The sequence below is a fragment of the Mucilaginibacter conchicola genome, assembly GCF_003432115.1.
Classification (GTDB): domain Bacteria; phylum Bacteroidota; class Bacteroidia; order Sphingobacteriales; family Sphingobacteriaceae; genus Mucilaginibacter; species Mucilaginibacter conchicola.
The window spans coordinates 888,133-900,064 of record NZ_QWDC01000002.1; the positions used below are offsets into that span (position 1 = coordinate 888,133).

13 protein-coding genes are annotated in these 11,932 nt (G+C 46.0%); 5 read left to right on the top strand and 8 right to left on the bottom strand.

All coding sequences use genetic code 11. The features are described from left to right. Positions 1–23 precede the first annotated feature (23 nt). A complete protein-coding gene (locus D0C36_RS13680; protein WP_117392183.1) occupies positions 24–425 on the bottom strand; it encodes a (R)-mandelonitrile lyase in 402 nt (133 codons plus the stop codon). Positions 426–503: 78 nt separating this feature from the next. Here D0C36_RS13680 and D0C36_RS13685 point away from each other — a divergent pair, with 78 nt between their 5' ends. The 3 genes from D0C36_RS13685 to D0C36_RS13695 all read left to right on the top strand — a co-directional run bounded on the left by D0C36_RS13685 (position 504) and on the right by D0C36_RS13695 (position 2,938). Beyond that, entirely contained in the window at positions 504–1,172 is a 669-nt protein-coding gene (locus D0C36_RS13685; RefSeq protein ID WP_117392184.1) for a DNA alkylation repair protein, read from the top strand. A 75-nt stretch (positions 1,173–1,247) separates the two neighbouring features. Next, positions 1,248–2,291 carry an NAD(P)H-dependent flavin oxidoreductase gene (locus D0C36_RS13690; RefSeq protein ID WP_117392185.1) on the top strand — a complete coding sequence of 348 codons (1,044 nt, stop codon included), beginning with the start codon at positions 1,248–1,250 and terminating at the stop codon, positions 2,289–2,291. Then, complete coding sequence (locus D0C36_RS13695; RefSeq protein WP_147321994.1) at positions 2,288–2,938, top strand: hypothetical protein; 651 nt, start codon at positions 2,288–2,290, stop codon at positions 2,936–2,938. Before D0C36_RS13690 ends, D0C36_RS13695 begins: the two co-directional genes overlap by 4 nt. 38 nt (positions 2,939–2,976) lie before the next feature. Here the strand turns inward: D0C36_RS13695 and D0C36_RS13700 are convergent, their stop codons facing one another. After that, complete coding sequence (locus D0C36_RS13700) at positions 2,977–3,699, bottom strand: SDR family oxidoreductase (protein WP_117392187.1); 723 nt, start codon at positions 3,697–3,699, stop codon at positions 2,977–2,979. Between the two features lie 28 nt (positions 3,700–3,727). Beyond that, on the bottom strand, positions 3,728–4,606 hold the full coding sequence (locus D0C36_RS13705; RefSeq protein WP_117392188.1) for a sugar phosphate isomerase/epimerase family protein: 879 nt from the start codon (positions 4,604–4,606) through the stop codon (positions 3,728–3,730). A 138-nt stretch (positions 4,607–4,744) separates the two neighbouring features. Here D0C36_RS13705 and D0C36_RS13710 point away from each other — a divergent pair, with 138 nt between their 5' ends. Together D0C36_RS13710 and D0C36_RS13715 are read left to right on the top strand one after the other, a co-directional pair. Continuing rightward, on the top strand, positions 4,745–5,326 hold the full coding sequence (locus tag D0C36_RS13710; RefSeq protein ID WP_117392189.1) for a hypothetical protein: 582 nt from the start codon (positions 4,745–4,747) through the stop codon (positions 5,324–5,326). A 38-nt stretch (positions 5,327–5,364) separates the two neighbouring features. Then, positions 5,365–5,952, top strand: a complete 588-nt coding sequence (locus D0C36_RS13715; RefSeq protein ID WP_117392190.1) for a Crp/Fnr family transcriptional regulator — start codon at positions 5,365–5,367, stop codon at positions 5,950–5,952. A 42-nt stretch (positions 5,953–5,994) separates the two neighbouring features. Here D0C36_RS13715 and D0C36_RS13720 read toward each other — a convergent pair whose 3' ends face one another. From D0C36_RS13720 to D0C36_RS13740, 5 genes are read right to left on the bottom strand one after another with little or no spacing between them, the layout of a single operon-like run. Then, positions 5,995–6,900: a ribose-phosphate diphosphokinase gene (locus D0C36_RS13720; protein WP_117392191.1), complete on the bottom strand. Its 906-nt coding sequence runs from the start codon at positions 6,898–6,900 to the stop codon at positions 5,995–5,997. Next, positions 6,897–7,889 carry an AAA family ATPase gene (locus D0C36_RS13725; RefSeq protein WP_117392192.1) on the bottom strand — a complete coding sequence of 331 codons (993 nt, stop codon included), beginning with the start codon at positions 7,887–7,889 and terminating at the stop codon, positions 6,897–6,899. Before D0C36_RS13725 ends, D0C36_RS13720 begins: the two co-directional genes overlap by 4 nt. After that, a complete protein-coding gene (gene pnuC, locus D0C36_RS13730; protein WP_117392193.1) occupies positions 7,882–8,511 on the bottom strand; it encodes a nicotinamide riboside transporter PnuC in 630 nt (209 codons plus the stop codon). The genes D0C36_RS13725 and pnuC overlap by 8 nt, the downstream gene beginning before the upstream one ends. Continuing rightward, complete coding sequence (locus tag D0C36_RS13735; protein ID WP_117392194.1) at positions 8,511–10,502, bottom strand: TonB-dependent receptor; 1,992 nt, start codon at positions 10,500–10,502, stop codon at positions 8,511–8,513. Before D0C36_RS13735 ends, pnuC begins: the two co-directional genes overlap by 1 nt. A 12-nt stretch (positions 10,503–10,514) precedes the next feature. Further along, positions 10,515–11,930: a nicotinate phosphoribosyltransferase gene (locus tag D0C36_RS13740; RefSeq protein ID WP_117392195.1), complete on the bottom strand. Its 1,416-nt coding sequence runs from the start codon at positions 11,928–11,930 to the stop codon at positions 10,515–10,517. Positions 11,931–11,932: the final 2 nt, after the last annotated feature.

Below are 11,932 nucleotides of genomic sequence, written 5' to 3' on the forward strand. Positions count from 1 at the left end.
CATTCCCCTACCGGATAATGCGTTTAACTGTTTCCCTGGTACTGCTCATCACTTACCTGCTCCATCCAATCCACCGGCGAACCATTCTGTTTTTCCTGTATGGCAATGTGGCTCATGGCTGTGGTAGCCGTAGCACCATGCCAGTGTTTTTCGCCGGGCGGGAACCAAACTACATCGCCGGGATGGATCTCTTCTATATCTCCCCCCTCAGGTTGTACCCAACCACAGCCTGTGGTTACAATAAGCGTTTGCCCAAGTGGATGAGTGTGCCATGCGGTACGTGCACCCGGCTCAAAAGTAACCAGCGCCATAGCCACATTTGACGGTTCGGGCGGGCTGTTCAGCGGGTCTATACGTACGGTACCTGTAAAATATTCTGATGGGCCTTTGCCTGAGGGTTGGGTGCCTATGCGTTTAATTTCCATGTGGGTGATGTTTGATATTTAAACAGTAAATTAAAAGCATTTGTTGTACCGTCTGTAACAAACTCCTAAATTTAAATTATGACAACTGCAGAAGTTTTAAGCCAACTGGAAAGTCTCGGTAACGATAAAGTGCGTGCCCATAACAAAAAATTTGGTGCGGGCGATAACCAGTTCGGAGTAAAGATGGGCGATATACGTGCTATTGCCAACAAGATAAAAACCGACCATGAACTGGGTAAAGCGCTTTGGGAAACCGGCAACGTTGAAGCCCGTTTTGTAGCCGTGCTTATCATGAAGCCGAAGGAGCTTTCTGCAGATGAGTTGACCGCTATGGCAAAGTCTGAGCAATTTCCGCATGTGATAGACTGGCTGTCATCATACATCCTCAAAGACCATCCGCAGAAAGAGGAGTTGCGCCGGCAATGGATGGCTACCGGCACCAATGGTATGCCTGCCCGCCTGGGTTGGAGCCTCACCAGTGGCCGTATAAGTCGCGCGCCAGATGGGATCGATATCCCGGCTATACTTGACCGCCTCGAGGCCGAAATGCCAACTGCCGCGCCCGAAGTGCAATGGACAATGAACACCGCATTAGCCCAGATCGGTATCAACCATCCGCAATACAGAGAACGCGCACTGGAGATCGGCGAGCGCCTTGGCATTTACCGCGATTATCCTGTATCAAAAGGCTGTACCTCGCCATTTGCGCCTATCTGGATAAATGAGATGGTGAGCAGGCAGAAGTAAAGCCAATGTCAATAAAGTAACCGATGGTTCTTTCGGGTTGCAGGAAAAGCTAACTTGCATAAAATCTTCTACGCCATGAAAGATCTCAAAAGCCTTTTAAACGTCCGTTACCCAATTGTGCAGGCTCCTATGCTGGGTGTTACCACGCCTGCCATGGTAGCAGCAGTTTCTAACGCAGGTGCCCTGGGTTCTTTACCTGTGGGCGGTTTGTCGCCGGATAGAACCCGCGAACGTATCCATGCCACAAAAGCCTTAACCGACCGCCCTTTTGCAGTCAACCTGTTTGCACACGAGCCGGCCAAAGAAATTAACGAGGCTGAGATAACTACTATGCAGGATTTTCTGGCAGAGCTATGCCTCGAGTTTAATATCCCTTTTGAACGGCAAAATCCCGCCGACTTTAAGTTTTATTACTACGAAGACCTTATTGAGATCCTGCTGGAAGAAAACATTCCCGTTGTAAGCTACACCTTCGGGCGGTTAAAGCCTGATGTTATTGCCGCTTTTAAAGCCAAAGGAACTATCCTTGCCGGTACAGCAACCAGTGTAGCCGAAGCAAAGCTATTGGCACAGGACGGCAATGATATCATCACCGTACAAGGTATAGAAGCAGGCGGACACCGCGGGAGTTTTCTGGCTGATGAGCCATCACCGCAAATCGGTTTGTCAGCGTTGCTGCCACAGGTGGCTGATGTGGTAGATGTGCCTTTGCTTGCGGCAGGTGGTATTTATAACCAACATACAGTAAAGGCCGCATTTGCACTCGGTGCATCGGGTGTACAGGTGGGCAGCTTGTTTATTACTGCTGATGAAAGCGCCGCAAGCGAAGCCTACAAACAAGCCGTGTTGAATGCCAAAGATACATCCACCCAACTTACCCGCGCTTTCTCGGGCAGGTGGGCACGCGGTATCCAAAACGAATTTATGAAACGCATGGATGCGAAAGGCATCAGCATCCCATACTACACCATTCAAAACCAGCTGATGAGTTTGATCCGTGCTTATGCTCAAAAGAATAATCTTAAAGATTTTATCGCACTTTGGGCCGGGCAAGCCGCGGGGAATAGCAAGCGAGCGTCGACAGAAGAAATTATTAAGGGGTTGATAGCAATGTTATGATGAATACTTTATTCAAATATGGTTTCATTGTTTTGCTCTTTACATCTTGTAGTCAGGAGAACAAAGAAACAAAAGCAGCTCCCGAACCTGAGCAAAAATCACCTTTACATAAAGAACATTTGTCTGTTCTAAGAGATAGTGATAAGGTTGCTATGCGGCTGGATACCTTGCAGAAAAATATTAGCGGAACAATAGATTTGTCGGTTTTTAAATCGAAAAAGCTTTTTGATCTGAAATTCAAACGCATCCCCGTAGAAATAGGCGGTGGATTGATAGATGGGGATGAGCAGGATGCCACATTCAGTTTAGTAAATGAAACCTTTAAGGCAGATTGGCAAGTTATAAAACGAACATCCAAATTTTTCCTGATAAAGGTTGACGGCATATTAGCCACTTTGAGATATGACCTGCATTTAATAGATGCCATAAACGGTTATCGTGGCGACCCGGCCAGCAATTCCAATTACCAGGCAGGCAGATCGGCTACTGTTAACCCTGATAACCTTACAGTTGTGCTCACAAACGAATACAATGTTAAGACTGAAAATGGGAAGTTTGAGCATGAAGAGATGAAACAACATTTTTTCATCGACTCCAAAGGATACTTTAAGGAAAGACAAGCGCCAAAACAAAAAGCCTCAGATTAAATATCTGGGGCTTTTTATTTTATTGGTTACCTTATATTTTAAGGGTTCATCCGGCTAAAATACTCTGCTATGGTGGCATTGTTGGCTTCGGCCCGTGCCTCGCTGGTGCCGAAGGTAAGTTCGGTTTTGCCGGCTTTTAGCTGCTCAAAAATATGCTCCACAAATTCGCTCACTGATGGGTGTTGGTCATGCAGACCTTTGCCACCAAGATCGGTGTTAAGCGCCGGTGGGATGATCTCGATAACTTCCGGACCACTATCCTTTAGTTGATGTCTCAGCGATAGTGTGAACGAGCGTAGGAACGCTTTGGTGCCACAATACACCGGCACTTTTGAAAAGGGCACAAATGCCAATCCAGAGGTGACGTTCATAATGGTATTTAAACCCTCCAAACCCAGGAACAGGTTAGTTAAATGCAACGGGGCAGTGACGTTGATCTCAACTTCCTGTTCTGCCTTGTCATAAAAATCATCGGCCTTCACATCCATCCAGTTTTGGATACCGGCGTTGTTCACCAGCACGTTGGTATCCGGGTGGTTAGTTTTTATCCACTCAAAAAGTTCAGTACGGTCGGCAGGGTTGGCCAGGTCGCACACTTTGGTGATCACCTGCGGCAATTTATCCGTCACTTCTTTTAAAGCCGATTCGCGTCTGCCGCAGATGATAACGATATTGCCTTCTTTTATAAAACGTTCGGTAAGCCCTAAACCAATGCCCGTAGCACCGCCGGTTATCAGGATCTTGTTATTGCTTAAATTCATGGTGATGGGTTTTAACTACGCCACAAATCTACGTCAAACTAACCGATTTAAACTTCGACAGATACTGTTTGCTTTGCTTCAACGCCTCATAAACATCAATGGCCGATTTATCCAGTTCAATCACCAGCCATTCCACTTTATCTGAACAGGCCTCTATAATTGATGGCACATCCAATGCCCCCTGCCCAACCGGCGACATAGGGTCGGGTTCATCTTTTATCAGTTTCTCGTTAAACACAGCGGGGCCATCTTTAATGTGGATAAGTTGTACCCTGTTCTTTAATTTCTTGAGGATATCTGCAGGGTTATGGCCCGCTACTTTTACCCAATATACATCCGTCTCAAAAAAGATATCGCTTTCCAACTCTTCATTTAAAACTTCGTAAACCAGTTTGCCGCCCACATGGTTGCGGTATTCCCACCAATGGTTGTGCAGCCCAAATCGCAGCCCGTGATCTTTAGCCAGTTTGCTGCTTTCGTTATAGATCTTCGCCAGTTCCTTTGTGCCTTCTAACGAGCTATAGCGTTTGTCCTCGGGCCAGCCATGCCATATCAGGCGGTTGGTACCGTAGGCTTTTGCTGCATCGGCCAGTTTTTGGATATTCTCTTTTGTGGGTATATCGGCATGGCTTGATGTTACCTTAAAACCATGCGCCTTTAACGCAGCCGCGGCAGTTTCAACACTCACTGTTTTTGGCCAGAAGGCTGTTTCAACATTTTTAATGCCGAGAGCGGCAAGGCGTTTCAGTGTGCCATTAAAATCTTTCTCGAGATCATCGCGCAAAGTGTAAAGCTGTACGGCTACATGGTGTTGGGTCATAGTTGCTGAGATGTTAAAAAAATCAGGCACGGTAGTGACGGCCAGGCCTGCGCCGGCTGTTTTGATAAATTCCCTACGGGTTTGCATGGTTTATTGGTTTGGTGATGTAAGATACATGATGCCAATTGTTTGAACAAGTGTAAACAGCCTTCCATTTTCACTTAAGTGAAAAACAACGATAGTATAGCAGGCTACTTTTGCTTCAATAATCAACATCAAATTATCATGAACACAACAATTGAAACAAATACAACAAACACCGCCCAAACCGCACGTGGTTTGCGTAGCCTGTACTTTACCCGTGTAGCATTTTCTTTTATCTGGGTTATCCTCATATCCGTTTTCGCTAAAACAAATGAAGGTGTTACGAGAATACTTTTCATTATCTACCCTTTATGGGATGTTATCGCTACTTACCTTGATATTAAAGCTAATCCGCCACAGACTAATAAAACACCTCAGTATGTAAACATCGGCATAGGTTTGCTTACCACTATCGGCGTGATAGCGGCTTTACAAAAAGGAGTACCCGCAGCGCTTATTGTTTTTGGTGTGTGGGCCATAGTTACCGGTTTAATACAATTAATCTTGGGCTTACGCCGTCGCAAAGCATTGGGCGGGCAATGGCCAATGATCATCAGCGGCGGGCAATCTATGCTGGCAGGTGCTTCATTCATCGCTATGGCTAATTCGCCCAAAATGGGGATTGGCAACCTGGCGGGATACGCTGCCTTTGGCGCTTTTTACTTCCTGCTGGCAGCAATCCGCTTATCAAAAACTATTAAAGTGCAAGAAAAAGCGGCGTAATTTATTGCCTATCTTGCTCAAATTAAAAGCCCTTTGCCATGAACGAACATCATGAAATGTTAGAGAAATACTTAGCGGATTTTGCACCGTTAACAGAAAAGGATATTGCCGATAGCAAACCGTTCTGGAAGCCGCGCAAGATCAAAAAAGGCGATTTCTTTAACATGCAATACATGGTATGTAATGATCTGGGCTTTGTAGTGAAAGGTATTTTCAGGATCTATTACAGCCGACCCGACACGGGCGAAGAGACCAATATCTTCTTCTTTTCAGAGAACCAGTTCATCGTATCGTTCCGCAGCTTTATTACCCGCAATGCCTGCCATTATTTTATACAGGCTATGGAAGATTGTGAGATCATCTACATCAGTCACCGCGACCTGAACGGTTTGTATGATACGCATCCCAACTGGGCAAAGTTTGGCCGCCTGCTGGCCGAGCAGTTTTTTACCTACTCGCAAAGCCGCGCCGAGGAGTTGCTTTTCTTTAGTCACGAACAGCGGTATGTGAGGCTTTTGGATGAACACCCGAATATCATTAACCGCATACCGGCTTACCATGTCTCATCATACCTGGGTATCAAAAATCCATCTTTAAGCCGCATACGTAAACGGATAGGACGATAACCCCAATAAAAAAGCCTCTTAGATTGCTAAGAGGCTTTTGTTTTATAATGCTTCGCAGATGAGCGTATCTAAACTTCGAACATCCACAAAATCGCCGTCGATGTTTTGGGTGTTCACATGCGAGTCGGTGCAGATGAGTTTTTTGATCAAACCCGAGTTTTTCAGTTTGTTAATGCCATCATTCACAAACAAACCATGTGTAGTAATTACGTAGATATCGCCAGCGCCTGCTTCTTTATATGATTTTGCTGCATTTATGATGCTACCGCCCGAGCGGATCATATCATCATAAATAATAACGGTTTTACCATCCACATCCGCATTAATGGCGCTCACTTCGGTATGGTCGCCTTTGAGGCGGCGTTTAAGGATGAAGGCTGCATTTACGCCTAAGTCGTTAGCAAGAGATTCTACCCATTTGGCGCGACCGGCATCGGTGCTGGCCATTACAAAATTATCACCGCCATATTCCAAAGCAGCCTTGGTTACGATGTTTTTGCAATACACATGCACAGGGTAAAGATCATGCTCAAAGTAATATTGGATTCCTTCTGAGTGCAGATCAAACAGTAATACCTTATTGCCACGGTTTGATTTTGGGATGGCTGATAGCAAGCGTGCGCGGGTTTTAGCTGTTACGATCTCACGGCTTAGCACTGCACGCTCCATGGTAGAGTAACCGAAATAAGGGATAACCAAAGTCAGCGAATCGGCACCGTAACTTACCAGCGACGAGGCAAGGTCATACAATTCCAGCGTAGCAGCATCGTTTACCGTGCCACCGATCAATATCACCTCGCGGTTCTCTATCGGGGTGATGATGCGCTGGTAACGCTCGCCGTCGGTAAAATGGTCTACCAGTAGTTCGCCTTTTTCGAAATCACCACAGGCCAGTACCTTGTCGGCTAAGTATTCGTATTCTTTTATGGCAAAAAGTATCTTTTTCATAGGGTTGTGTTATTCTTTATCAATTGGGAAACAGCTGCAACGGCCTGTTCAAAACGGGCAGGCCAGTCACCGCTTATTTCCGTAATATTAATGTTATGTGCTGCCAGAACTTTGCGGTGCGATCGGTCGAGCTGGTCTCGCTCTGCTTCGGCCAACCGTGTCCCGTCCTGGTAGTAAGGTACATCATTATCGAGGTAAAGATATAAATTGGCTTTGTTTGCGTTGTATATCTCCGTAGGAACCGGTAATTCTTTCCCAAAGGCAAACTGCGCGTATGACGCCGTAATGTGTATGTCGGTATCGATTATCACCAATCCGCTATCGCCTTTCACGGCTGTGTTAATTCTTTTGGCATGTTCATTAGCAACCAACAGCAGGTCATCAAACTTAAAGCGGGTAGAGTCGGGTATCAGATCCCGGCCGGCTTCCAGTACGTAACTGCAATTAAAGTGATGGGCGAGTTGCTCCGTTAGGGTAGTTTTGCCGGTTGATTCTGTACCCAGAATAACAACCATAAGTGCGAAATGAGGCTTAACAGCATCAGGCAAATGCTGCCAGTTGGTAAAAGTATCGCTTCGTATCATGGTAGCCGAAACAGGCACCTGTTGTTTATCGGGATCAAAGGGAATATGCTTTATGCCCATAAACCGGGCTACCAGTTCGCCATACGGCTCGGATGTAATGAGCAGGGTATGATCGGGGTAATGTTTGCGGAACTCTGCTGCCCATATCTCAGAAATACTTGCCGAAGTCTCTGAAGAATTAGGTAGGACCTCATGATCATAAGGAAATACTTTTATCTCGATATTCCGGTGGTCGGGGAAGGTACTCTCGATCCAACTTTTTCGCAACTCGCCGGGGATATGCTCGCGGCTATCCTCGCACACCATTATCGATAGTACATCACAATGCTGCAGCGCAAAACGGATCATCGCCTCGTGACCCTTATGAAAAGGCAGGAACTTGCCGAATACAAAAGCTTTAACCATGGGCCATTTGTTTTTTCCACTGGTACAAGCCATAAGATGCCAGTCCGAAGAAGATGAAATATTCTAACGAGAGGAAATAAACTCCCTTTTTGATGTACAGCACAACGCAGATAGCATCTGTTAAGATCCACAGCACCCAATTTTCTATCTTCTTCATGGCCAGCAAAACAATAGCTACAATGCTGAGTACCATTACAAAGGAATCTGTATATGGATACGCCGCTTGTATCTTAAAATACTGAGGCAAATACCGGTGGATGTTTTGGATAAGAAAACCTGCTATAACTGAACTTGCTAAGATCACGATGCCGGTTAACCAGCGTTGTTTGCTATTCAGCACGGTTATGCTGCCCGCATCAGGTTTAGCTTTCCAGTTATACCAGCCGTAAATGGTGACCACAAAAAAGTAAACCTGCAGAAACATATCGGCATATAGCTGTACCTGGAAAAACAGGATGAACAGGAAAACCTCGTTCACAATGCCTGTGCCCCAGGTTAAAATATTGGCCCTTGATGCAAACCAAACAGAGATCAAACCAAACAAGGTGCCTATCAGCTCAACAAAGCTGACGGGGTAACCCATAATGGTGAAAGCGATATGGCCGATATCAAAAAAATGCATCAGAAAGTATATTTTACCGAGGTGTAATAGTTTGTTGGTGCCTGTACAAAATACTTTTTTGTGCCATCTGCATCAACATAACCATTGTTAAAGTATTTGGCGTTGGTGACATTGTTAAGGAACACGCCCAGTTCAAACCTGCCAATGGTGTACTGCGCCCTTGCATTCAGCAAAAAGTACTGGTTTACCTGCGCCGAGTTGGCGAAGTTAATAAACGCCCTGCTCTGGTACCTGCCTGCTAAGCCAACCAAAAATTTCTTGCCGGTGTAAACCACCTCCTGGTTAACAATAACCGGCGGCGTTAGTATAGGCGTGAACGATTGGCTCTGCTCTTTTATCCTGCTGTAATTGTACGATGAATTGTTGATGAGGCTGATATGTTCGTTTACTTTATAAGTAATGCTTAGTTCGGCGCCGGTACGGTAACTGCGATCAACCTCGTTGGTAAGGGCAAGTCCGTTTGGCCCTAATTGGCCGTTAAGCACAATCTCGTTCTTAAAGTTCATGTAGTAAAAATTAAGGTTGAGATTAAGATTGCCCGATTGATGCCTTAAGCCCAGCTCCTGATCCACCACAAACTCCGGCTTGCTTACGGCAATTGCAGCATTGCCGTTATCATCAGCCAATAAGTTATCACTACCGCCAAACATATCGTTACGTGTTGGTTCGCGGCCGGTTCTGCCGATGCTGTAATACAGGGTAAGGTTGTTGGCTGCTTTGTAACTTAAGCCTGCTTTGGGGTTAAAGAAGTTCCAGTCGAGGCGGTTCAAAGGCACATCACCTGTATAGCTGAACGTAGCATAACGATACTGCGCATCGGCAAAAAGGGTTAACCGGCCAATGGTATAATCGGCCTTGGTAAATGCGCTGAACTCATCTTTGTAACCGGTATTCTGGTACAGCCTACCCGCCGTTCTTTCGCTGCCGATGTGGCGGCGATCGTAAATATTTCCGTGGATGCCGGTTGTCCAGTTTAATGCCCCTTTTGAATAAGTATAATTGCTGAACAAGCCCACCAGGTTTGAGCGGAAAGCGTAATTATACATTTCATCGGTTGATGGCAAACCCACAAAGCTGTTAGGGTTGAAATCGTTATTACCGTTCAGAAACGTATAGTAAACACTGGTTTGCAATGTTGAGATGTTGTTGGGCGACCATAAATGCTGCAACTGTGCCAGTGCCTGGGTAAAGTTGTCGTGCTCGTTCTCGTTAACGTTGGTGCGCCTGTCTTGCGCTATTTGTGCTTCTGATACACCCAGCCAGGCCAACTGATTTTGCTGATGACCAACCATTGCGTTTATCTTAAAAATAGATTTATTCGCCGCCAAACTACCGCTCATGAAAACAGATTGCGAGTTGTTTGATGAGTTGTACTTATACCTGTCAGAATATACCTGCGATGCCCGGATATAAAATGCCTTGTTGTTCTTCATCCCACTGTTGTAAGCTGCAAATACACGGTGACTGTTGAATGAGCCATAGCCTGCACCCAACTGCGTGTAAGCAGAATCATTAAGGTTGGGCGAGAACAATTGCACGCTACCACCATAACCGGCTACGCCGTTTTTACTGGTACCAATGCCCCGTTGTATCTGGATCTTACTTACCGAGTTGATAATATCCGGATAGTTAGAAAAATAAGCACCCTGGTCTTCCGGCTCGCTTAGCGGCATGCCATCTAACGAAATGTTTATCCGCGTCTGGTCAATGCCCCGCATCCTGAAATAGGAGTAACCCTGCGTACTGCCTGCATCAGAATACACGGTAATGGACGGTGTTTCTGACAGTAAAAAAGTAGGCTCCTGCCCGGTAGATTTGGCTTTGAGGACGTTTCCGTTAAGGTTTTGGAAGGTAACGGGCGTCAGCTTGTCGGCCTGGTAAGTAACCACCACTTCTTTAAGATGCGCGGTATCGCGCTTAGGCAAAACCTGCGCCTGTAACTGCAGGGCAGCTACAAGCACAAGGTTAGTTAATACAAGTTTTCGTAACATATAAGGCAAGGCTTAGGCAAGCGCGTTAGCTCTTACCTGTTCAAAGGTAACAGGATCAACCAGCTGGCCGTTCTCGAATACTGTGCGTAGCTCGTCGGTTTGCTCAGGGTTTTCCTTTTCTTTTACGGTTTTAAAGGTGCCATTTATTTTTATCAGTTTTAAACGGCCACCCTTGCTCTTTTTAAAACTTGGGGTAATGTTGCCTTGGGCATCCATCTCGGTTGGGTCTTTTTCAACGGCAATCTGTTTACCGTCAATCACCGCGCTGCTGCATTTTAAGGCAAACTTTTGGGTATCGCGGTCAACTTTTTGCAGTAATGCGCCGCCCATGCCCAACACTAAATTCTCAGCACTTATGCCGGCAGCTTTTAAGGCTTCATAAATTTTGATGATCTCCTGATAGTTTACACCATCGCCCTGTATCACGCGCACTTGTGGCGGCAATACTTTGTAGCCTTTAGTATTGGTAGTATATCCGAAAGTCTCAAACAATATCTCGAAAATAGCCAGCAATGTCCTTATCGGGTCGCCGCTATCGGGGCGTATCACCAGGGTGCCGTCGCGTTGCAGTATCTCATCTTTTAGCACGCCGCCCCAGTATTCTTTGCAAGCTTTAAAAATGTTGTAGCTGTCAGATACGCAGGCAATGGTGCCGGTAGGGAAGCTGCGCAACACGTGCCTGAAAATTTCCAGTTCGCCATCGCGACCTAACAAGGTACAAATACTGTGTTCCGTAGCCGGGATACTTAAGCCGTAAACTTTGGTGGCATCGTAATAATGGATAGCCATTCCGCTGCCGGCCAGGTTATCGCTACCGCTGAAGTTGATCAAATGTGCAGCACCGCCCAGCTTAGCACTCTCTACGCTGCTTACCCCGCGGAAACCAAAATCGTTCAGTACAAAATCAATTCCTGCTTCTGCACCTTCGGTAGCTGTATCGTTGTAGAAACCTGTGATTTCTTTTCTGATCTGGTTGCTTAAAGTGGCTACGGTACATGGGTACCAAACCTGCATTAACAAGGTTTCAAGAAAATTGGTTAACCAGTAACACTCCGGGTCGGTATTCTCAATGGTCATGAGTGCGTTGCCGGTTGGTACGGCTGTGCCCTCGGCCACGGCTTTTATGCGCACAGGCAGGTGGCCATCGTATTTATCCAAAATGTACTGGAACTTTTCGCGGTTAAACACATCATCGCGGCCAAAAACCTGGCGCAGAAAGTGATCGGCTTCATCAAGGTCTACCTGTGTAAAGGCGGGGCCCTGTAAGTATTGTTTCAGAAAGTATTGCAGACCAAAAAAGATGGTCTCATTGAACATACCGCCACGACTTTCCAGGTAGCTGTAGATCTGTGTAGTGCCGGGGTAATAAAATTTATGGTGAGCGTATTTGTAGGCATCAGCCAGTAATATCAAATTATCGCGTTTCATGG